Source organism: Microbacterium alkaliflavum (assembly GCF_044325405.1).
Classification (GTDB): Bacteria; Actinomycetota; Actinomycetes; order Actinomycetales; family Microbacteriaceae; genus Microbacterium; species Microbacterium alkaliflavum.
This window is the reverse complement of sequence record NZ_JBIQWL010000007.1, coordinates 140,207-163,323: the sequence shown is the minus strand read 5'-3', so window position 1 is coordinate 163,323 and position 23,117 is coordinate 140,207. Positions and strand designations below refer to the sequence as shown.

Annotated in this window: 11 protein-coding genes; 9 read left to right on the top strand and 2 right to left on the bottom strand. The window is 68.0% G+C overall.

Annotated features, from left to right (window positions below; all coding sequences use genetic code 11):
- Positions 1 to 30: 30 nt before the first annotated feature.
- The 4 genes from ACH3VR_RS17480 (at position 31) to ACH3VR_RS17465 (ending at position 7,429) form a co-directional block, all read left to right on the top strand.
- Positions 31 to 2,418 carry a polysaccharide pyruvyl transferase family protein gene (locus ACH3VR_RS17480; protein ID WP_397557594.1) on the top strand — a complete coding sequence of 796 codons (2,388 nt, stop codon included), beginning with the start codon at positions 31 to 33 and terminating at the stop codon, positions 2,416 to 2,418.
- Positions 2,419 to 2,615: 197 nt separating this feature from the next.
- Positions 2,616 to 4,457, top strand: a complete 1,842-nt coding sequence (locus ACH3VR_RS17475; RefSeq protein WP_397557593.1) for a polysaccharide pyruvyl transferase family protein — start codon at positions 2,616 to 2,618, stop codon at positions 4,455 to 4,457.
- A 1-nt stretch (position 4,458) separates the two neighbouring features.
- Entirely contained in the window at positions 4,459 to 6,375 is a 1,917-nt protein-coding gene (locus ACH3VR_RS17470) for an ABC transporter ATP-binding protein (protein WP_397557592.1), read from the top strand.
- Positions 6,359 to 7,429, top strand: coding sequence for a glycosyltransferase (locus ACH3VR_RS17465; protein ID WP_397557591.1), 1,071 nt, complete (start codon positions 6,359 to 6,361; stop codon positions 7,427 to 7,429). Before ACH3VR_RS17470 ends, ACH3VR_RS17465 begins: the two co-directional genes overlap by 17 nt.
- Here ACH3VR_RS17465 and ACH3VR_RS17460 read toward each other — a convergent pair.
- Positions 7,390 to 8,484 (bottom strand): glycosyltransferase, encoded by a 1,095-nt coding sequence (locus tag ACH3VR_RS17460; protein WP_397557590.1) that lies wholly within the window; start codon positions 8,482 to 8,484, stop codon positions 7,390 to 7,392. The two genes, ACH3VR_RS17465 and ACH3VR_RS17460, sit on opposite strands and share 40 nt — an antisense overlap.
- Complete coding sequence (locus tag ACH3VR_RS17455) at positions 8,485 to 9,105, bottom strand: polysaccharide pyruvyl transferase family protein (protein WP_397557589.1); 621 nt, start codon at positions 9,103 to 9,105, stop codon at positions 8,485 to 8,487. It lies immediately after the preceding gene.
- Between the two features lie 446 nt (positions 9,106 to 9,551).
- Between ACH3VR_RS17455 and ACH3VR_RS17450 the strand changes: the two genes are divergently transcribed.
- The 5 genes from ACH3VR_RS17450 to ACH3VR_RS17430 all read left to right on the top strand — a co-directional run bounded on the left by ACH3VR_RS17450 (position 9,552) and on the right by ACH3VR_RS17430 (position 23,077).
- Positions 9,552 to 10,919 (top strand): sugar transferase, encoded by a 1,368-nt coding sequence (locus ACH3VR_RS17450; protein ID WP_397557588.1) that lies wholly within the window; start codon positions 9,552 to 9,554, stop codon positions 10,917 to 10,919.
- A 46-nt stretch (positions 10,920 to 10,965) separates the two neighbouring features.
- Positions 10,966 to 12,813, top strand: a complete 1,848-nt coding sequence (locus tag ACH3VR_RS17445; protein ID WP_397557587.1) for a DUF4012 domain-containing protein — start codon at positions 10,966 to 10,968, stop codon at positions 12,811 to 12,813.
- Positions 12,814 to 12,872: 59 nt separating this feature from the next.
- A complete protein-coding gene (locus ACH3VR_RS17440) occupies positions 12,873 to 13,127 on the top strand; it encodes a hypothetical protein (RefSeq protein ID WP_397557586.1) in 255 nt (84 codons plus the stop codon).
- Between the two features lie 323 nt (positions 13,128 to 13,450).
- The gene (locus ACH3VR_RS17435) at positions 13,451 to 21,100 is read left to right on the top strand and encodes a hypothetical protein (protein WP_397557585.1); all 7,650 of its coding nucleotides are present in this window, start codon (positions 13,451 to 13,453) and stop codon (positions 21,098 to 21,100) included.
- Between the two features lie 324 nt (positions 21,101 to 21,424).
- Complete coding sequence (locus ACH3VR_RS17430; RefSeq protein WP_397557584.1) at positions 21,425 to 23,077, top strand: hypothetical protein; 1,653 nt, start codon at positions 21,425 to 21,427, stop codon at positions 23,075 to 23,077.
- The last annotated feature ends 40 nt before the right edge of the window (positions 23,078 to 23,117 follow it).

Sequence of the window (23,117 nt, the reverse complement as noted above, 5' to 3'; positions counted from 1 at the left end):
GCTCCTGCGCACCGATACCATACCTAGGCGATGCGACTCATTGAATACGACGCGGCGGCCTTGACGCCCGGGGAATGGCGTGCCGGCGGTCTTGTCCGGGCGTTCAATCCCACCATCGCCGCCGTCCCGGGCGGCTATGCGATCGCCTACCGGGTCGTGCACGTCGACTCCCACCACCGCCGCATCGCGGCTGCTCTTCTCGACCACGATTTCGCGCTGGTCCCCGGGAGTGTGACGCCCCTTTCCGACCAGATCTCGTTCGCAGATCCCGGACTCGACGAGCGCGCCCGGACCTGGCACGCGGACCCGATCTATCTCCGGCTCAAGGGCCGCCTCTATCTCATGTGGAACGACGGCGCCGCGCGACCGTCGAATCACCAGTTCATCGCCGAGATGACCGACGATGGTCGGCACACCGTCGGCGAGGCCCGTGAGATCACCACACGTGATCGGCGCAGCCTCGAGAAGAACTGGACGCTCTTCGAGTCCGACGGTGAGGTCTACGCGAGCTACTCCTATCGGCCGCACCGCGTGCTCCGTGTGGATCTCGACGCCCCCGGGCCGATCGTCGTGGCTGCGCCGGCTTTCACCAGCGGCTTCACCTCGAACTACGAGAAGGTCTTCGGTGTGCTGCGCGGCGGAGCGCAGCCATTCCAGGTCGACGGCTCGCTCCTCGCGATGGCGCACTCGAGTTTCAAAGTCCCGGAGGGCAGGGTCTATCGGGCCGCGTTGATCGAGTTCGAAGGCAAGCCGCCGTTCCGGGTGCGTCGGATGTCGAGGGCTCCCTTCGATCTGCCGAGCCGGGCCGGGACGGACTTCGCGCACGACAAGCTCAACCCGGATGTCCACGACGTCGTCTACCCACGGGGCCTCGTCCGCTCCGACGCCGGTGAGTGGATCGTCTCATACGGGCTGAACGATGAGCGATGCGCGCTCGCCGTGATGTCCCCGACACAGGTCGAGGAGAGCCTCGGACCGCCGGTCCGCACCGGCTATTCGCATCGGTCGGACGATCGTCCGCTCCAGCCGCTCCCACGAAGCCCTCGCCCCGACGTCTCGGAGCAGCCGAGCCTGCCGGTCTTCTGGTTCGATGCGAAGGGGAAGCTGTTCGACGGCTTCGTGGGCGGCCGCCGGTTCGCGACGGGCAATTTCGGAGACATCGCCTCTCGATGGGCGGCGAGGCGGATGTCCGGCGTGGAGCTGCGCACCCCTCTGCCCGGAGAGCCTCGGATGCTCGCCATCGGATCGGTGTTGCAGCGAGCGCAGGACGGCGATGTCGTGTGGGGCGCGGGCGTCAAGGGGGGATCGGAACCGCTTCCACGCGGCATCGACCTCGACGTCCGGGCCGTTCGCGGACCGTTGTCCATCGACTACCTCCATCGCGCGGGCGTGTCGACCGACCGTGTCGGGCAGCTCTTCGACCCTGGCGTCCTCTTCCCGAGGCTGTTCGCCGACGAATTGGAGAAGGTCGAGCCTCGCGGGGGCGATCGGATCGTTCCCCACTACCACGACGATCTCCTCCTCAGGCGCCGACACTATGAGCACCTGGGCTCATTCGTGTCGGTGGACACGACGCCGCTCGGGATGATGCGCGCGCTCAAGGGTGCTGACCGCGTATTCGCAAGCTCTCTGCACGGCGTCATATTCGCCGAGGCGATGGGGATCCCGGCGTACTGGCTCGCCCCCATCGGCGGCGAAGACGAGTTGAAGTACCACGACTACTACCTGGGGACCGGGCGGACGAAGATCAAGAGATTCGAGTCCCTGGAGGAGGCGATGGCTTCCGACCCGATGCCGCTGCCGCGATTCGACATCGACGCGTATCTCGAGACCTTCCCGCACGACTCGATTCCGCGCCTCTCCGTGCGAGCGGTCACGCCGGGGCACGGATTCGACTTCAAGAACTGGGATCGTCAGCACCTGTCGCGGTACTTCGGGCTGGCCGGCTTCGGGGTTCGCGATGAGCGCGGCATCTGGATGACCTCACGGAGGGCGGCCATCACGACGACCGTCCGCACGACGCCCGGGGAAGCCTTCGAAGCGACCCTCACCTTCGCGCCGACGAACCCGGGGACGCTTCCCGAGCCGCAAACCCTTCGGGCGCAGGCGAACGGAGGTCCGATCCAGGTGGTGAGATGGCGTCGGGCCGGTGCCGACCGCGTCGAGGTGACGCTCGAGTTCAGCGCGCATTCGACCGAGACGGCGCTTCAGATCGATCTTGAAGCGCGACATCTGGTGCGGCATCCTGCCGCCCAGAGCTCGATTCTCGGCAGGGCCGCGACCCGTCTCGGAGCCGCTGACACGTCGGCCCTGCTGGGGCGGACGCTATCGAGAGGTGGCGAGGCGCTGGGCACTCACGCCTATCGCGGGGGTGTCCTGTCCGGCTTGCGGATCGCCTCGCTCGGGCGGCGAGCCTAGGTCGGCCCCTCTTCCGCGCACCCTGATCGGACACGTCCTGCGCCTCGACCATCGCGGTCGGAACAGGTGCAGGAGACAGGCCGCTTAGGTGCTTCAGCTCCTTCTCATAAGTCGCGTCACGGGCCGGGGTAGAATGGTATGCTCCCCAATTTCCGCCTTCCCGGCGCCATCCGCCGCTCGCAAGACAGGGTCTGTGTTTGTCCTCCTCGCTCGGTGATCTTGTCGTGTGCTCGTTCTACACGGACGACGACTATTACAGACAGTCGGCGAACCGGCTGAGGGGCAATCTCGACGAACTGGGTGTGTCTCACGTCCTGCGCGAGGTGCGCAAGGAGGACGGCCAGGACTGGGCGGACATCTGCAGACAGAAGGTGGCATTCCTTCACCAGGTGTGCACGGAGAATCCCGAGAAGCGGATCTTCTGGTCTGATGTCGACTGCGAGATTCTCGATTTCCCGCAGTATCTGAAGACGTTCAGCGCCGACCTGATCGGGTTCCAGCACGGATTCGCGACGCCGATGGAGATCGGATACAGCTCTGCGACGCGCTTCTGGGCACCGACCTTCCTCGGCATCAACACGACGCCGGCTGCGCGCAAGTTCGTGGCTGACGCTGCGCGTCTCGAGCGTGAATCGACGGTGAAGGCCACCGACGACTACTTCTTCGAGGAGTCGTGGAGAGCAAACGCCCACCTGATGAACTTCCAGGTGATCCCCGCCGGCGCGGTGCTGGGACGCGGTGACGCAAGCGTTCCGGCGTTCTTCAAGTTCGGATCCAGTGGAAACGTGCCCCACTTCCGCAACAAGGTCGAGCAGCACGCGTCGCCGCGAGCGAAGAGTGATTCGCGCGCGGGCGGTGCCGAGCAGGGAGGAGCCACCCGCAGGTCGCTCGCCGCGCGATCGGCGGTCCGGCGGCGCACGTACGCGACGCTCAAGTGGATCGAGGGCGGCGTCATCCGGCTCGCTCCTGGACAGGCGGAACGCGTGCACGAGTGGGCGAAGCGCCAGCCGCTCGTCCACCGGGTGAGGCCGACCACTCCGCCGAACGCGCCGACCAATCGTTCCCGACTGCTCGCGCAGGCGATATCGGCCGGTCAGCAGGGAAAGGACGACGTCCTGGAGGACATCGTCGAGCGCCTCGCGCTCGGCGGAATCCTCAGCACGACCGAAGCTGCAACTCTCGAAGCCGCCAAATCGTTCGGTCGATACGCCGCGTACGGTGATCGGCAGGAGCAGCCGATCTCGCTCGCCTGGTGGCCGAGGCCGTTCCCGGGAAACTTCGGCGACTGGATCAGTCCGCTCGCGATCACCCGCACAGCGGGCCGGCCGGTCGCGTACGTGCCCCCCACCGGCGAGGCGCGCAAGCCTCACCTCGTGGCCGTCGGGTCGATCGCGCGGTTCGTCAATGAGTCGTCCATCGTCGTCGGAACGGGAGCGTCCGCCGAGACCGCTGAAGTGCACCCGGGCGCCCGGTATCACTCGCTGCGGGGTCCGCTCACGGCATCGCTGCTCAAGGACCGCGGCGGCCCGGCGGTCGAGAGCTTCGGCGACCCCGGTGTCCTGCTGCGGCGCCTCCTGCCGATCGAGCGAACCGACTCGAACGGTCGGATGCTCCTCGTGCGGCATTTCGCACACGCCAGCCTTCCCGTCCGCCTGCCCGAGGACATGGACGAGGCCAGCGTGCTCCGCTCCAGCCCCGATGATCTCGCCGCACTCCTGGCGAAGATGCACGAATACGACGGGGTGGTCACCAGCGCGATGCACGTGATGATCGCCTGCCACAGCTACGGGATCCCTGTGACGCTCGTGGGCTTCCGCGGATTCGAGGAGTCTGTCGCCGGATCGGGGATGAAGTACCGCGACTATTCGCTCGGAGCCTCCACAGAGGAGATGTGGGAGCCGACGGCCGTAGCTTTGGACATGTCTTCGATCGATTTCCGCTCGCGGCTTGCGCGGGAGTTCGTTTCGGAGGCCAAGCTCGACGAAGTCGACTCGGCTCTGCGGTCGGCCGTCGCCGACTGGCACGACACCGCAGCGTGAGATGTTCGGGGACGTCTTCGCGGCCTTCACGCACCAGTTCCCGCATTGGCGGAGCCGTTCGCAGCTGATCGCGCTCATGGTGCTGATGGCCCTCGTCCCGGTCGGAGAGCTCCTCGTCTTCCAGATCTTCTCGAGCCTCCTCGTCGAGGGCACCGGGGAACTGGCGGGCCAGACTGCCGTCGTCGTCGGACTGCTGGCATTGTTCTTCGCCGGCTTCGCGGTCACACGCGGCCTGCATCACGTGACGAAGTTCTGGCGAGTGCGGCTCTTCCGCGGTGCGTTCGCCGATCTGCAGGAGAGAACCGGTGTCGGAGCCGCCTCCTGGCAGTGGGCGCAGGCATTCGGCGTCTCGACGGTGATCGCCGACCTGGTGCAGATCGTGGCCGTGCTCGCGCTGCTCGTGTTCCTCGACCTCGTTGTGGGGGCCGTGAGCGCGATCCTGACCCTCCTCGTCCTTCTCCAGGTGTCGGTTCTCTATCGGCGGCAGATCCGGGTGCAGCGCGACCTGATGGAGAGCACCGAGAAGAGCGTGGAGGCGCCCATCAGGGAGAGGGTGTTCTCCGCCGAGTTCGCGGCGAGCGCGGCCTCGGCCGCGAGCGGTGTCGCCCTGGCGCTGGTCGCGTGGCGCACCTTCAGCGGCGGCCTTGCGATCGCCACTGCGATCGTGATGGCGATGGCATTGCGCATCTACTTCGGACGGGTGTCCGGCCTGGCACCGACGCTGATGCGGTTCGCGCGGGACTCGCTGAGGTTCGAGCGCGACCGCGAGCGCCACGCTGCCAGATCGAACGCGGATTCGGCCGCGGGCGCGACCGATGCGGTCGGCGGCGACACCGATGGCGGCGCCGTCGACGTGCCGAAGCCATCGGAGAAGGAGTCGGCACGACGAAGCGCCCTGGTCGACCGACTGCTCATCGAGGCGCAGCGCGGGCAGAGCGCCGCGTATCACAATGCTGCGGTCCGGCTCCTCTCGAGCGGCGAGCTCACGGAGCGTGAGCGGAACGCCATGGGCGGGGCGGACGCCTTCCTCAGCTACTCGACCCCGTGGTCCGCCTCCGCGCGGGATGCCGGTCCGATCCCGATGTTCTGGTGGCCCAAGCCCATGCCGGGCTCATTCGACGAGTGGCTCAACCCGTATCTCATCCACGCGACGACTCGGCGCGCCGTGCAGTTCGTGCCGTTGGCCGGATCAGCCGATCCGCCGCCGCATCTCGTGCTCGGCGGTTCGCTCGCCGCTTTCGCACGTCCGACCTCCATCGTGGCGGGCACGGGCGTCTCGAAGCTGGAGGCGCGGGTCGATCCGGGAGCCTACTTCGTCTCGCTCAGAGGGCCCCTCACCGCACGGGTCGTGGCGCGCGGCGGCGGTCCGGCCGTCGACAGCTTCGGCGATCCTCGCTTGCTGGCCGGTCGTGTGCACCGGATCGGACTCGGCGCGACGAATGGTCGACTCGTGTTCGTACGGAATCACTCCGACGCGGGGATTCCGTTCCAACTGCCCGAAGACGTGGATGAGTTCCCGATCGCGGGGGCGAAGCCGGACCAGATCGTGGCCGCGATCAACACGCTGTCGGGGTACGACGGTGTGATCACCAGCAGCGTCGGGGTCACCGTGATCTGTCACAGCTACGGCATCCCGTGCGCGCTCATCACGCTCGAGGCGTCACCTCGGGCCAAGCGCGTCGACATGGAGTTCCGCGATCACCTGCTGGGAGCTGGGATGGAGGGTGACTGGCAGGTCCACAGGGTGACACCTGATCTTCGGTCCGTCGGATGGCGGCAGCGGATGATCGCCGAGCAGGTCTCCTCCGAGAAGCTGGACGAGATCGATTCGGCCATCGCGGAAGCGATGCGTCGCCACGCCGAGTCCGCAGCGGACGACGTCGAACTCGCCTTGGACGACCGTGACGAAGAAGAGTGACGGGCAGGCGCGGCCGATCCGTGTGCTCCAGCTTCTCGCCGATCCGCAACGTCACGGCGACCGACCGATCGACAATCCCTACAGCTCGCTGCTCGTGCTCTCCCTGCCCCATGATCGGGTGCGCACGTCGTACTTCCGGTGGGCGAGGATCTTCACGGAACGCTTCGACGTGTTGCATGTCCACTGGCCGGAGAACTCGCTGAGGCACGCTCGAGTGTTCGAGCGCATCGTCAAGAATGCCCTGTTCGCGCTCTTCCTCGTCAGGATCCGTCTCCAGCGCAAGCCCGTCGTCCGCACCGTGCACAACGTGCAGCCCCACGAGGACGGGTCGTGGGTGGAGCGCCTCCTGCTGGAGCGGCTCGAGCGGCTGACGACGCTCTGGATCATCCTCAACGAGAAGACGCCGACGCCCGACCCGAGTCGCACCGTGCTCGTGCCGCATGGCCACTACCGGGATTGGTACACGCCCGTCGCGTCGGCCGTTCCCGTCGCCGGCCGGTTGCTGAACTTCGGTCGGATCCGTGGCTACAAGGGGACACCGGAGCTCCTCCACGCGTTCATCGAGGCTGACGACGCCGAGCTCAGTCTGCACATCCTCGGTCGACCGGACGATGACGCCACCGGGGCGCGGGTCGGGGAGCTCGCCGCGTTCGACTCGCGGATCCACGTGGACCTGCGCTTCGTGAGCGACCAAGAGCTCGCCGACGCGATCGCTTCGGCCGAGGTCGTCGTGCTCCCGTACCTGGCCATGCACAACTCGGGAGCGGCTCTTCTGGCGCTGTCGCTCGGCCGTCCTGTCGTCGTGCCGTCGTCGCCGACGACCGAACTCCTCGTCGACGAGTTCGGGCCCGGCTGGGTCCATACCTACGCGGGACCGCTGGACGCACCCACCCTGCTCGAGCTGGTCCGACTCTCGCGATCGGCTGATCGAGACCCGGACGGGCCTGACCTGTCGCGCCGCGAGTGGACGGCGATCGGGGACCTCCTCGTCGACGCCTACGAGCGCGCCGTGAGTCAGCCGCGTCGCGTCCGGCGAGAACCGGCAGGGCGTTGATCCGCCGGGAGCGAGGCGATGAACTCGAGCAGGGCTTCGCCCTTCACGGTCCAGGAATGTTCGCGCGCGCGATCTGCGCCCGCGTCGTTCGGGATCTCGACGCGCATCGCCGCCCGCAACGCTGATGAAGCTGCCGTCGCATCGGTGTAGGTGAACACGCCCATCTCCGGAATCGGCCGGAGCACGGGAGTCTCCCGAGAGACCACCGCGAGTCCGCTCGCAAGGTACTCCCACAGCTTCATCGGGCTGCGCCCGGCGTTGAGCGAGTGTGCGGAGAGGGGGAGCAGACCGACGCGCGCGCCGGAGAGGAGCAGGGGAAGCTCTTCGTACCGCACGGGCCCGAGCATCTCGACGTTCCGAGGCAGACGGGTGGGTGCCTCCGTGGCGGGCCCCGCCACCAGGAATCGCCAGGCGCCGAACTCCGTGGCCCAGGCGTTCAGCTGATCCCAGTCGAATCGTGAATCCAGGGCTCCGACGTACACGCACACCTGGGCGCGCGCCGCGACGCGTTCTGGTGCGAAGCGACGGACATCGACGCCGTTCTCCAGAATCACGGACGGGATGTCGAGTGGGCCCAATCGTCGCAGCACCTCTCCCGAGGTCGCGACCACACCGTCAGCGTGGCGCAGGACGTCCTTCTGCAGTCGTGCCTTCAGCCCCTCCGGGTACTCGTCGGTCGGCCTGTAGACGATGCGCGCGCCGACTCGTCGCAGCGAGCGCGACCACAGCAACGGCTGATCGATCAGGACGACGTCGAATCGCGGGAGCCGGAGGCGTCTCGTGGTGTGCTGCACCCGGAACCGCCCGACGCCGGCGGGCAGAAGGCTGCGCGGGACGAGATACCGGACACCGTCCTGCCCGATCCGGTCCACCGGCGCGGCGCGCACCCTCTCGACGGGGATTCGCCCGGTGAGCACGTGCGCGATCGACAGCGGCGTGGACAGGTGCACGACCTCGTGTCCCCGATCGGCGAATTCGCCCGCGAGATGATGACTTCCCACCCGGAACGGGCCGTACGGGTTCGAATGGCTGACGAAGAGGATGCGCAGAGACACTTACCGACTGTCCAGCGGGGCGTGAGAACTCGGTCTCCAGAGGTCGGCGGGGAACGCCTTGACAAGGGGTCCAGATGACCAGGCCGTGATGGGCGCCGAGGGGACGGCATCCATCGCATCCCGCCACGTGGCCGCGGGCGTCGGGGCGGGACGTCCGGTGCCGAGATAGTAGTCCTCGTATTTGAAGCTCGGCTCCGTCGAGGAGGCGACCAGCACAGCGGGAACGCCGTAGGCATCGGCGACGATGACGCCGTGCAAGGAGCTCGCGATCACAAGGCGGGCCGACGCTATCTCGCGAACGCATGTGAGGACGTCGCCCCGGGGGTTGATCGCGCTCTGGGGGAAGCGCGACCGATCATGGAGATTCGGGACGAGCACGGTCCCGCCCGAGCGGCGCTCGATGCCGAGCTGCTCGTCGGTCCAGAGGTCCGGGAGCAGCAGGGCGGGATCGCCGTAGACCTCCGGCACCTCGACTCCTGCCCGGTGCAGCCTCTCGGCGGTGCGCGGCCCTCGCACGGCGCGGACGTCCAGACGGGGGTAGACGCTCTGAAGCATCTTCCCGTTGACACCGGTGCCCCACACGACGTCGCCGTCGCGTGCGAGGTGCAGGATCGAACCCACGGCGAGGAGACGATCTCGACCGGACAATGCCTCACCGAGACCGAGTGTCTGATGCAGGCGATCCACGATGAGGGGGGAGAGCCGATCCCCGAAATTGTCCACCCTGGGGCCGAGATGGATCCGAGTCGATATCCGCCCCCTGCCGAGGCCGGCCCTCGGATTCCAGTAGACGACTTTGGGCATGGCTCCTCTTCTCTTGTCCCCAGACGTTACAGGGCGTGCCCCGGGCGAGTCGTAACCTATTGAGCGTTATGGGCCACGCGAGAGAGCACGACGAGTCACAGGACCGTCGTCCCGATCTCGAGCCGGTCACGTCTGCGTCGGAGCCCGCTCCGGCGGCTGACCGCCCGAGCGCACGGCGTGCCGAGGTACGCAGCGCGCGGCCCTACCGTGATTCCCGGTGGCGCCGCCGGTACGCCCGCCGACTGTTCTATACGGATGCCGCAGTGATCGTGGTCACGCTCGGGGTGTTCACGCTCGCTCTCGCCGCATTCGGCACCACCGTCGTCAGCTGGCCCAACGGTCCGAGGCTCAGCTACGTGCTCGTCCTCGGCGTGATCGCCGTCGGCTGGCTCGTCTCACTCGAAGTGGTCGACTCGCGCGACGAGCACACCGTGGGCAACGGGGCTTCGGAATATCGCCGCGTCACGAACGGCACCTTGGCCGCATTCGCCGCGGTCGCACTGCTCGGCTTCTTCCTGCGCGCAGACCTGTCCCGCCTGCTCTTCCTCACCGCTGCTCCCGTGGGGCTGTGCCTGCTGATCTTCACTCGCTGGCTCTGGCGCCAATGGCTGCGGCGCAATCAGCGCAAGGGCGCCTTCCTCGAACGGGCTGTCGTGATCGGCGACCGTGCCAAGGTCGACCACATCATTCGAGTCATCCGCCGCACGGAAGGCACCGGCTATGTCGTGATCGGCGCGATCACGCAGCACGCGACGGACGCGCGCATCGCGGGGAATGTGAAGGTCCTGGGCGACTATGCGCACGCGGTCGACGCCATCGGTCATGTTCAGGCCGACACCGTGATCCTTGCGGGTGCCGATGACCTGGATCCGACGTCGATGCGGGTACTCGGATGGGAGTTGGCCGAACGGGACATCCAGTGGGTCGTCGCTCCCGCCCTCACGGATGTCGCCGGCCCCAGAATCCATTCGACCCCGGTCGCCGGTCTCCCGCTGATCCACGTGGAATACCCCACGCTCGAGGGCTACAAGCGGGTCATCAAGCGTGCGTTCGACATCGTCGGCTCCATCGTGTTCATCCTGCTCTTCTCGCCGCTCATGATCGCCACCGTCATGGCGATCAGAGCCGACGGCAAGGGTTCGATCCTCTATCGGCAGCTGCGAGTCGGGCGAGGGGGGCGAGAATTCGGGATGATCAAGTTCCGATCGATGATCGCCGACGCCGACGATCAGCTCGCCAGTCTGCTGGACCTGCAGGGCACGACCGACCGACCCCTCTTCAAGGTCACAGACGACCCGCGGATCACTGGTGTCGGCCGATTCCTTCGCAAGCACTCCATAGACGAGCTGCCCCAGTTGTTCAACGTGCTGCGCGGTGAGATGAGCCTCGTCGGTCCTCGTCCGCAGAGGTCGGAGGAGGTCGCACTGTACGACGACGCCGCCCATCGGCGACTGCTCGTCAAACCCGGGATGAGCGGCCTGTGGCAGGTGAGCGGCCGCTCGTCGCTCCCCTGGGAGGACGCGATCCGCCTCGACCTCTACTATGTGGAGAACTGGTCATTCCTTCAGGACGTCCAGATCCTCTTCCGGACCATCCGGGCGGTCGTGATGCCAGGCGCGACGAGCAGCTGATGCGCCTCTCGGCGGGAACACAGCGCCATCCCGGTAGCATCCACTGATGCCCCGAACACCTCGCCACGGTCGCCATAGGCATGGGCGCGCCGGAAATCACGCCCAGGCGGCGACCCGTCGCCGCTGGCCGTGGGTCTTGTTCGGCACGTTCGCGGCTCTTGCCGCTCTCGCCGCCGTCGCCGGTGTCTTCGCGAAGCAGGCCTTCGACGTCCGTGACGATCTCCTCGCCGCGAAGGCGCAGCTCTCAGGGCTGACGAAGTTCGTGAAGTCGGGCGATGCGGCGGCGTTGGAGTCGACGAGTGATCACGTGCTCGCTCTTGCCGCGCGCGCAAACGCGACGGTTCAGAATCCGCTGTGGGACATGGCATCTGCGATTCCGATCGTCGGCCACAACGTCGCTGCGGTGAAGGACGCGACCGAGGCCGTTTACGTGCTGGCGCACGACGCGATGCCGCCGGCGATCCAGCTCTTGAGCACCGTGAACCTCGACCAGCTGAGCGTCGAGGGTGGCGGGATAAACCTGGAGCCGCTGAAGGGCGCTCTCGACGTTCTTCCGCAGATCTCGACCGCCTTCGCCGCAGCCCAGTCCCATGTCGCGGACATCGATCGCGCGCAGCTGCTGCCGGTCGTGAGCGACGCGATCGCACAGCTTCTCGACGTCATGGATCAGGCGGAGCCGGCGCTCGCCGCGGTCGACAAGTATCTTCCGACCGCGCTCCATCTCGCAGGCAGCGAAGGTCCTCGTCGATACATCGTGGTCTTCCAGAACAACGCCGAGATCCGGGCGACCGGCGGCAATGGGGCGACCTCGGCGGTCATCGAGCTGGACGACGGCCATCTCAAGATGCTGTCGGACGAGGAGTCCGCGAAGTTCACCGAAGACGGGATCGAGGGTCGCGTCGATCAGCAGCTGCCCGACTCCACGAGAGCGCTCTATGAAGACGATCTGACCGACAACACGATGAACTATCCGCGACTCGCGGACTTCCCGACGGCGGCGCAGATGTACCGCGCCCTTTGGCAGCAATCAATGGGCGGCGACGTCGACGGAGTCATCTCGATCGATCCCGTGGTCCTTTCGTACATGCTCGCCGTGACGGGTCCGGTGAAGCTTCAGGACGGCAGCAGGATCAGCTCCGCGAACGCGGTGAAGGTACTGCTGAGCGAGACGTATGAGAAGTTCGGGATCGACGGTGACGCCGCCGACGACTACTTCGGCGACGTCTCCGCTCGCGTGTTCGACAAGGTCTCGAGCGGCGGCTGGGACCCCATGGCGATGATCAAGGCATTCGAGAAGGCCATCGGGGAGCAGCGCGTCTATGCGTGGTTCACCCGCCCCGAGGAGCAGGCGATGGCTGTCGAGCAGGGCGTCGACGGTGCCCTGATCGCCGACAACGCCAAGGCGACGCAGGTCGGCATCTACCTCAACGACGCGTCTTACAGCAAGCTCGAGTACTACCTCTCGACGAGTGTCGACGTGACCTGCGATGCGGCAGCGCGCACCGTCACCACCACGCTCACCATGAACAACGCCGTGCCGTCGTCCAAGCTGAGCGGGTACACGCTCGCCTGGCGGAACAAGAGCCTGAAGCTTCCGCGGACGACGATGGTCCTCGACGCTATCTCGTACGCGCCCGTGGGCGGCGCGATCACGAGCGACCCGGAGAACGGCGACATCAAGAAGTGGACCCGTACGGGCAACGAGGCGGGGCGCGACGCGAAGAGCATCACGGTCACGATCCCGATGGGGCAGACCAAGACTGTCGCGTTCACCTCTACGCTTCCCGAGGGGCAGCTCGGGCCCTTGGCCGTCCGCTATTCGCCGACGGTCACCGATACGCCGGTCACGATCTCACCGACCTGCGACGCGCTGTTCCCCGCGAAGTCCGAGTGAGTGAGGCCTCCGCGTGAGGTGACGGGTACCCAAACCCGGAACGAGCCGGAAGGATGGCGATGGCGGCCTGGCGCCGCATCCACCCGGAGGGAGTCCGCATGGGCATCGAAGACATCGTGAACCAGGGCAAGAAGCTCTACGAGGACAACAAGGAACAGGTCGACGGCTTCCTGAAGTCGGAACAGGCCGAGCAGGTCAGCGACCAGGTGTTCGACAGCGCGGCAGACCTCGCGAAGAAGATCTCGCCGGACCAGTTCGACGCCACCGTCGACGACCTGCGGGACAAGGCCGACGGCGCCGTCGGCAACGATTAGCCACGCACGCAGAGGGTCCGGGGTACGCCCCGGGCCCTTCGTCGTGTCCAGCATCCCGCCTCTCAGGAAACGCTCAGGAGGGGGTTGACGGTGACTATCGCACCGGTCTAGGTTCGGCCGGGAAGGGGTGTGCCGCGACCGAGGCGCCCTGGGGGGCTTATTCGGTCTGGCATTATCGCGTCTTCGCGTGGGGGGCTTCGCGTTTCGGGGAAGCCCCGGTCAAGCGACGGGTGTAGCGCATGTCAGTGTCGATCGGCGGTCGTGGTTCGAAGCGCGGGGGCTCGCGCAAGAGCATTCGGGAACAGCGGCGGAGGGATCGGCTGGTGTTGCGGCACCGCTGGTACGCCGGAGCGATCGCGACGGCGATCGCGGCTGCTCTCATGGTCTCGGGGGTGACGACGCCGGCGCTCGCCGACACCGTGCCCACACCGAGCCCGACGGACACGACCGCGACGACGCCCCCTGCCGACGACACGACGCCGACCGATCCGCCGGCCGACTCGTCGACGCCGACCGATCCGCCGGCCGACTCGTCGACGCCGACCGATCCGCCGGCCGACTCGTCGACGCCGACCGATCCGCCGGCCGACTCGTCGACGCCGACCGATCCGCCGGCCGACTCGTCGACGCCGACCGATCCGCCGGCCGACTCGTCGACGCCGACCGATCCGCCGGCCGACTCGTCGACGCCGACCGATCCGCCGGCCGACTCGTCGACGCCGACCGATCCGCCGGCCGACTCGTCGACGCCGACCGATCCGCCGGCTGACACGTCGACGCCGACCGACCCTGCCACTCCTGCGGCACCCGACGCCGGACTGGCTCCGACCGACTCGCCGAGCATCTCCCCGGACACGCAGGATGCCACGGCCCCTGACGTCGGTCCGCTCCTCGTTCCCGATCCCGGCCCGACGACGGCAGTGATCACCGTCAAGGTGGGCTCCGACCGCACCGGCATCACGGGCGTGACCCCGCTGGCCGGACGCATCCTCGTGCTGAACACCGGTTCGGCGACCGCTCCGAGCGGCACCCGACCCGACGGCGCGACCGGCACCGATCCCGGTTGGGCGCTCTGCACGTCTGACGCCCAGGGCGACTGCTCCTTCATCGTGCCGAACACGCAGGCGGGCCCTGCCGGCACCAACCGCGATCAGCGCTACTGGGTGGTCGCCCCGACCGGTGCGCCCGCTCCGGCCGGCTACTACACCAACCCGTTCCTGCGCACGGGCGGCTCGGCCGGCGCCGGCACATCGACGCAGTACACGTTCCGCACCGGCACCCAGCTGCGCGCGGGCACGACCTACTCGTCGCAGAACGCCAACGACTTCATGCTCTCGTCGGGCACCGCGCCGACCGCATCGGGCGGCATCTGGCAGCAGTCGCGCAACAACCCGACGGTCGCCCCGTCGTGCGGCGTCGACATCGCGCTGATCCTCGACCTCTCCGGATCCGTGTCCGGCTCGCTCGCCGCACTCAAGACGGCGGCGGACACGTTCGTCAGCTCGCTGCAGGGCACGCCCTCGCGCATGGCGCTCTTCTCGTTCTCGACGCTGAGCCCGGCCAGCGGCGCGACGGCCAACTTCCCGAGCCTCACCTCGGTGTCGACCCCCGCGCAGAACGCGGCGTTCAAAGCCCTCTACGCGCCGTGGACGGCCGGCGGCTCGACCAACTGGGACCGGGGCTTCGCCACCGCCGCCGCGGCCAACACCGCCATCAACAACTTCGACATCGCCGTCGTCATCACCGACGGCAACCCGACGTCGTACAACCAGCCCGCGCAGGGTGACGGCAGCAACAACCGCTTCCGTGAGACCGAGAACGGCATCTTCTCGGCCAACGCACTCAAGGCGGGCCCCGGCGGATCCGCCCCGACCCGCATCATCGCCTTCGGCGTGGGCGACGGCGCCACCGGTGCCACGAACGGCCTGAACCTGCGGGCGATCTCCGGACCGACGCTGGGCTCGGACTACTACCAGACCAACGACTACGCGAGCGTCGGCACGACCCTGCGCAACCTCGCGCTCGGCAACTGCCAGGGCACGCTGACCGTCACGAAGCAGATCGTGCCGAACACGGCACCGGTCGGCACGACGACCGGCTCGGTTGCCGCAGGCGCCGGCTGGCAGTTCACCGGCACGATCAACACGGCAGGCGTCACGACGCCGAACAGCGTGCGCACGACGATCGCCGACGGCACCGGTACCGTGACCTATCCGCTCGTGTTCCCCGGCGGCACGACGAGCGCATCGGTGTCCGTCGTCGAGGCGCAGCAGCCTGGGTTCACCTTGCAGCCGGTCAACGGTCAGAACGCGGTCTGTACAAACCTCAATACGAATACGCCGGTGATACCGACCGGGAATCCGACCGACGGATTCACCGTGGATGTGCCGAGCACGCAAGCGGTCAACTGCACCGTCTTCAACCGTGCTGCGGCACCCGAAGCCGACATCACCGTCAACAAGACGTGGATCGTCAATGGCGTGACGTACGCGAACGGTGCACAGCCGAGCGATCTGAACGCCAACCTGCAGCTGACCGGGCCTGACGGCGCGGCCGCCAGCGACCAGGGCTGGGGCGTCACCCGCACGGGATACGCCGTGGGCGACAGCACGACGCTCTCGGAGCAGGTCACGCTGGTCGACCCGACGATGTGTACGAACCAGGCCGTGGTCACCGATCTGAACGGCACTCCTTCGAACATCCCCCTCGGTGCGGGCTATCAGATGCAACTGACGCAGGTCAGCAACACTGCGACCATCACCAACACAGTCGTCTGCAACAGCACCCTCACCCTGGTCAAGCAGGTTCAGGGCGGAAACGCTGCTCCGGCCCTCTGGACGCTCAACGCTCAGAGCACTGACGTCCCGGCTCCGATTGGGTTCGCCCCGGGTGCCAGCGGAGTGACTCACCAGGTCACCCCCAACGCCCGCTACCAGCTCTTCGAGACCGGTGGCGACCCGACCTACGCCCAGACCGACCAGCGGACGAACCTTCAGTCCAACCCGCTGTCGACCGGCTCCGCGACCTGTATCCGTGTCGATGCGAACGGCGCACCGTGGCCGGGCAGCGGCTTCTCAGACGGCATCAACGGTGGCGTGAACGTTCCGCTCGGCTACCGGGTGGCGTGCACCTTCGTCAACCAGACCGCTCAGCTCACCCTGCTGAAGAACGTCGTGAACGACAACGGCGGATCGGCCGTGGCCTCCGACTGGACCCTCACGGCGACGCCGGCAGCAGCGCCGCCGGTCGCCGGGCTCGTGCCGTCCACCGTTCCGGGCTCTGAGACGGCGGTTCCCGCGAGCACATTCAACGTTCGCCCGGGTCACGTCTACACGCTGACAGAGTCCACCGTTCCGGGTTACCAATTCTCCAAGCTGCAGCAGTTCGTGAACGGCGCGTGGGTCGACGTCGCGTCCGTCGGCGGCCAATACCCAGTGACCGTCGCCGCGCTCGACAACCCGGTGTACCGGTTCGTCAACGACGACATCGCGCCCGTCCTGACGCTCGTCAAGACGGTCACGCTGGACAACGGCGGGACCGCGCAGCCGACCGACTGGACGCTCACCGCGACGACCCCGGACGGCCCGAACCTCAGCGGAGTCACGGCCACCCCGGCCGTGACGTCGCAGCCGGTGAAGGCAGGCGTCGTGTACACGATCGCCGAGACCGGCGGACCCGCGGCCTACGCGCTCGACGCCCTCTCGTGCACGGGACACGCGGGCACCACTCCGGCAAGCCCGACCCTGACGCTGGCAGTCGGCGAGAACGTCACCTGCACGCTCAACAACAACGACATCCTCATCCCCGTCACGGTCGCCAAGGCCGACGGCGTGGTCGAGCAGCTGGCGGACGGCACGTGGCACATCACCTACCAGGTGGTCGTGACGAACACGAGCCCGACGCTCGCGACGACCTACACGCTCTCCGACACGCCGCAGTTCGACTCGAGCTTCACGGTGGTCACGCAGGGCTGGCAGGGCAACCCCGACGTCACCGACGTTCCGATCGAGGGCGGCGGCACAGACACCTACACGTATGAGGTGACGGCGACGACCAACACGACGCCGGTGCCCCCGAGCGCCCTCGTCTGCTCGCCGACGAACGGCGGCGGCTTCTTCAACAGCGCGACGGTCACCTTCCCCGGCGGCACAGACAGCGACACCGGATGCGCCGTCCCCGGCTCGCCGACGGTCGTGAAGCAGGCTCAGGCCGCCGTGCAGAACCTCATCACGGGTGAGTGGACGCTCAGCTACCGCGTCACGGTCAGCAACCCGACCACGATCCCGCTGGCTTACACGTTGACGGACAACGCCGCGGCGCTGCCCGCCGGCGTGACCGGTGGTGCGTGGGCGGCGTCCGACCCGACGACCGGTGGCCAGGGCACGTTCGTCCGCAACGCCGCGTGGGCCGGTACGGGTCAGCTCGCGACGGGCACCCTGCCCGCCGGAGCGGCACACGTCTACACCATCACGCGCAACGTCGTGGTCGCGGCATCCGTGCCGGACTCGGCGCTCACGTGCGGCGCGTCGCCCGCCGACGGCGGCGGTGTGTGGAACACCGCGAGCGTGACCAATGGCATCACGACGGTCGACTCGTCCGCCTGTGACGACATCGACCGGCCGGCCGTGACGATCGCGAAGACCGTGACCGACACGAACCAGCTCGCAGACGGAACGTGGGAGATCACGTACGACGTGGTCGTGACGAACTCGTCGACCACACTCGCCGCGGTCTACAGCCTCGTCGACACGCTGCAGTTCGGCGGTGACATCACGGTCGACGACGCATCGTGGACCGGGCCCAGCGGAAGTGGAACCTTCACTGCCGGTGCGGCGACGCTCGCCACCGATCGGCTGCTGGCGCCGCACGTCGACCCCGCCGGGGTCGAGACGTACACCGTGACGGCGCACGCGACGATCGACCAGGCCGGCTGGGACGGTGACACGCTCACCTGCATCGGCGGTGAGACGCCGGGCGCGGGAGGCTTCCTCAACATCGCGACGGTGACGGTCAACGGCATCCAGATCCCCGCCGACGACTGCTCCGAGCCGGCTCTGCCGACAATCGCGAAGCAGGGCGTGGCGGCGACGCAGGACGCGGTCGACCCCACGCGGTGGACGGTGACGTACAACGTGACGGTCACCTCGGGCGGCTTCGACACGTTCTACTCGCTGTCGGACACGCCTGCGTTCGCGTCGGGGATCAACGTGATCTCGGGAACGGCGCAGCGCACCGACATCGGCGGCCAGCCGATCCTCCCGATCACGTCGGGGACCGACTTCGTGACGGATGCCGCACTCCCGGCCGCCGCGACGCACGTGTACAGCGTCTCGTGGCTCGTCGAGGTGACGGACACCTTCGTTCCGGCTGACGGGGCCTGCACGGATCAGCCGGGCAAGGGCTTCTTCAACACGGCGACGCTGCTCGTGGGTGCCATCCCGATCGACGACTCGGACTGCATCCCCGTCGTCGACCGGGTCTACCCGACGATCACGAAGACCGTGACGGGAGTCGACCAGGATCCGGCTACGGGCGACTGGACGATCACGTACGACCTCGTCGTCACCCTCGCGGCGGCCGGTGACCCGGCCAACCCGGACGGGCTCAACGCGCGGTACAGCCTGATCGACACGCTCAAGTTCGGCGGAGACATCACCGTCAACTCGGCGTCGTGGTCGGGTGAGGGTGCCAGCGGCGTCTTCGACCCGGTGACGGACCCGACGCCGATCGCGCTCGCCAAGACGATCACGGCGGGATCGACGCACACCTACACGGTGACGGCCGACGCCACGGTGAACGAGGCGGCGATCGCCGGTCAGACGTTCCTGTGCTCGCAGACGCCGGGTCAGGCCGGCGGCTTCCTGAACACCGCGGTGCTCAACTCGGGCGGCACGCAGACACCGGTTCAGGCCTGTGCCGAGCCTGTCTTCCCGACGATCGAGAAGACTCCGGGCGCCGCTCCGGCGCAGGACCCCGACACGGGTGACTGGACGGTGAGCTACCAGATCGTCGTCTCGTACCCGTCCACCAGTGCCGACCCGCGGCCGACCGTGGGCTACGTACTGACCGACGTGCCGACCCTGCCTGCGAACGTCGAGCTGCAGGGCGACTGGACGGCCGAGGCGGGTGCGAACACGCCCGCACCGGACAACGCGACGTTCGACGGCAACGGCACGTGGACGATCGTGACGGCCGGGTTCGACCCCGATGACGACAACGTCACGCAGCACGTCTACACGATCTCGGCCGTCGTGAGAGTGACCGCGCCGGGGCCGGTGCCGCCCGCCGAGTGCCTCGACAGCGAGGACACCGGGATCGTCGTGCCCAACACGGGCACCGTGACCGCGGGTGCATACACGGCGTCCGACGACGCGTGCGAGGTCGTCCACTTCGACGACGTCGGCGTGGAGAAGACCTCCGTGCTGCCGGACGATGAGACCTCGGTCGAGCCGTTCGACATCTTCCAGTACGAGATCACCGTGACCAACCACGGCGACGGCCCGGCGACCAACGTCGACGTGCTCGATGACTCGCTGAGCGTGGAGCCGTACTACTCGCGCGTGGCGCTCTTCGGCACGATCACGGTCAACCCGGGCGGGCCCGCCTTCACCGATGAGTCGGATCTTCTGGCCAACGTGATCCACCTGACGATCCCGCTGCTCGGCGCGGGTGAGTCGGCGACCTTCACGGTGCAGGCGCAGTTCCTGCCGGCACCTGCCGACTCCAGCGCGGAGGTCCCGCCGGGTCAGGAGGCGCCGGAGCCCACGCCGCCGCTCGACTCGATCGTCAACACGGTGTGTGTGACTGCCGACTTCGACGGCAACCCCGACAACGACTGCGCCACCCACGAGATCCCGACGCGCGACATCACGGCGACCGTCTTCACGACGTGCCAGAGCGACGTCGCGGTGCTCGGCTGGGTCGTGTCCAAGTCGGCGCTGCTGGCGGGCGAGGGCGGCACGCTCACGTGGCAGCCCAACCCGCCGAGCCCGACGAGCGTCCCCTCGGTCGTCGTGCTCAACGAGGCGGATCTCGGGCCGGTCGGGCAGGTGTGGACCGGACTCGAGCCATGGCCGGGTGCCGAGTTCACGCCCGCCGGCGTGGCAGTCGACTACCCGGGATGGCGGCCGATCGAGCTGTCGGACATCGTGCCTGGATCCAACCCGGTCCAGTACTTCATGCCTGGCACGACGACGCCCATGACGGCGGAGCAGCAGTCGCTGTTCGTCTACAACGGCCTCATCGCCGACCTGAGCGAGGCCGATGCCGCCTGGCGGTTCCAGGGCGACCTCACCCAGCCTGCCAACACGACCGTGACGATCTCGGTGAACCCGGAGCTCACGTTCGACATCTCCTACCCGCCGGCGACGCCCGAGTGCTTCCAGGCGCGGCACAGCAACGTGCAGATCGAGAAGACGGCCAGTGTCCAGAACACGATGCCCGGGCAGTCCTTCACCTACACGCTGGCAGTGGCCAACGTGAGCGACGACTCCGCAGCCGACGGTGTCGTGGTGACGGACGTCATCCCGGCCTCGGTCAAGATCACCTCGGTGACCTGGCCCGGAAAGGGTGACGCCTCGGTGTTCCCGAACTGGACAGACACGTGCGCCGTGACCGGACAGAACTCGGCAGGCTACGGCGGAACGCTGAACTGCACGCTGTTCGGCCCGCTCCAGCCGGTCGGTGCGAACAGCTCGCCGTCGAGTGCGCCGACGCTGACGCTGGCGGCCACTGTGAGCCCGTCGTTCACGGGCAACGTCATCCAGAACCTCGGCGTGGTGGACTACTACACGTTCGGCGATCCGGATGACCCCGGCCATGACGAAGATGACGCGACGGTGACGCTCGGCACCCTGCCGGTGACGGGTGCCACGGCGGTCACAGGACTCGCGCTCTTCGGCATCCTGACGGTGTTCGGCGGACTGCTGACGCTGCTGGCGATCCGCCGTCGCCGCGGCCAGCTGAACGAGTGACCGTCGGGAGAGCGGGACCTTCCGGGTCCCGCTCTCCCGCCTCCCTCGCCACCTCGCCCCGCACCCGCGACACGCGGGTTCGGGGCGATTGGCGTTGCGCCGGCGGTTGCGATTAGGGTTGCGGTCGCGGGTCTGAAAGCCCGCAGCCCGCTGACTATCCGAACGGCGGGTCTTGGGGTTTCGTGCGGGTTCGCCCGCACACTGTGGTGCCGGCTGCGGCGCCGTGCATCCCGGCGTGCCTCAGAGCGCCGACGACGAGCACGGAGCGCTTCCGCGCGCCCTTGGGAGACGGCGCAGAGCGCCGAGTTTGGGGACGCTGTGCCTGTGCGCAAGCGAATATTCACGACCCTTGCGAGCCTGGCGGCTGCCGCAGCTCTCGTCGTCGCACCGCTCGTCACAGCGGGGGCATCGGCGACCGCGCTGAAGGGCGATGTGGGCAAGCTCGTCCAGTGGGTGCCGCAGTCGAACCAGGAGTCCTACTGGGAGAACCTGTACTCGGCTCACCAGGCCGACTGCGTCAAGGTCGACGGCGTCACCAGCTCGCCCTACGCCACGGTGAGCGCCGACGGCCTGACCGTGACCCTCAAGCCGTTCGACTCCACGCTGCTGCCCGGTGACCACTGGGAGCTCCTCGTCGTCAAGGCCGGCAACCTCTGGAACAACGTGGTCGTGCACCCCGAGGCGGGAGTCGCGTACGCGTCGCCACTCAACAACGGCGGCAAGCAGGCCGTCATCTCGCACTACTTCGTCTGCAGCGGCACGACGCCTGACGAGCCCCAGCCGCAGAGCGTCACGCCCGCCCTCACCTGGACGCTGCCGTCGTGCGACGCGGCCGGCGTGCTGACGCAGGGCGCCGGCGTGACCTGGACGTCGTCGGCCGGCGAGAACGGCACCACGACGTGGACGGCGACGCCCGCCCCCGGAACCGTGTTCCCCGCAGACGTGCAGACCGTGTGGCCGAACGTGCCGAACCTGGCCCAGCTCACCGAGCGCTGCAACCAGCCGCCGGACGACGTGACGACGACCACCAAGACGACGCTCGACTGCGAGGCGTCCGAGGCGACGATCATCACGACGACCACGACGATCGAGTACGTGTGGGATGCCGCGGCCAAGAAGTGGGTCGCGGGTGAGCCCGCCTCTGTCGACGCGCCGAGCACCCGCGCGCTGACCGAGGGCGAGCTGGCCACGTGCGACGAGCCCGAGCAGCCCACCACGACGACCGAGGTCATCACCGCGCCCTGGGCCGACGGCACGTGGGCGTGTGGCGACACGTCGGTCGAGCAGACCCGCACCGTCACGACGACCGTCTACGTCGACGGCGAACCCGGCGAGCCCGAGGTGAAGACCGAGCACCAGACCCGCACGCTCACGCAGCAGGAGATCGGCACGTGCCCGCTCGTGCCCGGCGACATCCGCTCGGTGTGCGTCGGCGACGTCCCCTTCCTCTCCTACGATGTCGACCTGCCCGAGGGCTTCGTCCCGTCGAGCCAGACGCCCGTCACCATCACCTTCGTCAACACGAAGGGCGGCGACGACTACGTCATCACGGGTCAGGCATTGAGCGGCAAGCTGCTCTGGCCGGGCGCCTCCGACGGCACTCCGAAGATGTGGCCCGGATGGGACCTCGTCGACGGCCAGTACGTGGAAACGGCGGGCAACTTCGCCTGGACGCGCGACCACGTGACCGTGCGCTTCGATGTCAACCCGACGTACTCCACGACGGTCGACTACCCCGAGGCGACGGCGGAGTGCGCCAACCCGGCCATGACCCTCCTGACGCCGGAAGACCCGACCGACGACCCCGAAGACCCGACCCCGTCGGTGACGCCGACCCCGACGGCCGCGGCCACGGGCGACACCCTCGCCATCACGGGTGGTGCGGTGCAGCTCGGGGCGCTCGGACTCGGCGCCCTCGCGGTCCTCGCCGGCGTCGGCATGACGATCGTCTCGATCCGTCGCTCGCGCAGGGTCTGACGGCCTGAAACGCCAGGGGAGGGGCGGTCGCGCGCAGCGC